The following is a 1,830-nucleotide window of genomic DNA, read 5'->3' as shown; positions in this document are numbered from 1 at the left end:
CATAGAAGTTCTGCTATGACCGTTTGATTCCCTGATTTTTGGAGTTGGAGTTCGTCCATTTAAAAGTGTTTTCAAAATTCCCTTTTCAACTAAAACCAGTTCATCGGAAGGAATAACACCTTCAGCATCGACTTCAAAACTGCCGATCAGGTTTGTTACGTTAAATTCTTTCATTTTGGGAACAGCAGAAATCGTCAAATCTTTGGAAATTATCTTTTTATCGATCTTGGATTCCAATGTTTTTCCCATTAATTGTCCGAGCATAGCTGCCATCTGCTGCTCTCCGAAAATCGGTTTTCGCATGGTGCTCAAACCGCTCGTGGAAGAAAACATAGATTGAGCAAAAAGCTCTGCAACTGCCTGATCTTCAAATAAAATCGGACCTGAATAAGAATCATCAAAAATCGGAGCATTTTTGATCTTCACCAGATTATCTGCCATTAATTTTACTTCATTTTTCATATTTTTAAGAGCAGGCAGATCAGCCGGAGTTAAGGCATAATACAGAACATGATCGAAAAGCGGTTCACCATCATCAGCTTGAGTTTCCGCATTGACCTGAACAGCAGTTAGACTCAATGGGTATTTAGTATCAGTTCCTTCCGTGTTCAAAAAATACACATCTGCCTGATACAAAAATATGGAAACATTCGATGAGAAGATATCATGATAATCTTTAAAGATCGCAGAAAGTTCTTTTGCAGTTTTTTCCCATTTCTGTTTATCCATTTCAAAACTTACAGAGGAAATATCCAAATTATTTGGAGAAACTTTGCAGAAATCAGGAAGGTCTTTTTCTTCTTCGGATAGATTTTGCTGATCGATAGCAGACAGTTTCCTTTCGAAAAGTTCAGCAGCATCTTTATACATAATATCTGTCGTTTTCCAGAGTGAGTTCCTTATACCGTAATAATCATTATCAAGCGGAATATTTCCTTCATTCATGTTGAACGAATACATATTATTCATTTCCACGAAGTTCTCATTATCGCTTTCATAATCTCCGACCAGAACGCGGGCAGAATGTTTGCGATATGGTTTTTCCTCTGATTTGATAAGTGCTCCGAGAGTTGAACTTAGATAAAGTGTTTTTGCATCACAGATAGTATAACTGATAAAAAATGGTTTTTCCAGATTTTCCAGAGTAAGATTTTTCATATTTCGTTCTAATTCGTCTTTCATTGCTTTTTTAATAGTTTCACTTGCATTTTGAGAGTAAATAAGATTTGTGATAAATATCACAACAAACATTAATAGATAGATTTTTATTTTATTCACCTTCATTTGTTTTCTCCTTTTGTACTCATTCCTGAATTATATTTGGGAATGCATTTTTTTGAAAAATTTCATTTTAAATATCATCCTCGAAACAGAGTTTCTTCTCCAATTGTGTTCCTCCCGAAAGCTTTCGGGAGAATTTGGGAATAAGCAGAACCTCTATCTTTTATGAACTTTGAGAAAATTATCTTTCAAGAATTTCTAATGTTTGAATTTTCGCAAAGTTATTAAAAATCAACATCCTCCAGATCAGGTCTGGGAAGGATAGGAGGTTTTTCCTGAGATTTCATCTTCTTCTGGGTTTCGATCTTTTTTACAAATAAAGACGGAGAAATGGCGGTAACAGGAACACTTCCGGATTCTGCTCCACACATTCCGGTAAAAACTTTCGGATCATTACCGGCAGCTTCAATTTCAGAAAACATTGCCAGCGGAGTTCCAACCAGATCCACTCCCCGTACGAGTTCATCCGGTCTTCCATCTGCGTAAATCCTGTAAACTTCTGTGGGAGTTACATTGAAGGCGTTAGGAATGAACCTGCCGGTCATAGTG

Annotated in this window: 2 protein-coding genes; both read right to left on the bottom strand. The window is 36.4% G+C overall.

Going from position 1 to position 1,830, the window contains the following annotated elements:
• The coding region (locus ENL20_12655) for a hypothetical protein (GenBank protein ID HHE39400.1) at window positions 1–1,284 on the bottom strand (1,284 nt) is incomplete at its 3' end.
• A gap of 221 nt (window positions 1,285–1,505) precedes the next feature.
• A partial coding sequence (locus ENL20_12650; protein HHE39399.1) for a hypothetical protein occupies window positions 1,506–1,830 on the bottom strand: 325 nt, incomplete at its 5' end.

The organism is Candidatus Cloacimonadota bacterium, from assembly GCA_011372345.1.
In the GTDB taxonomy this organism is placed as follows: Bacteria; Cloacimonadota; Cloacimonadia; order Cloacimonadales; family TCS61; genus DRTC01.
The sequence above is the reverse complement of the archived record's forward strand: the minus strand, read 5'-3'. Positions and strand labels throughout refer to the sequence as shown.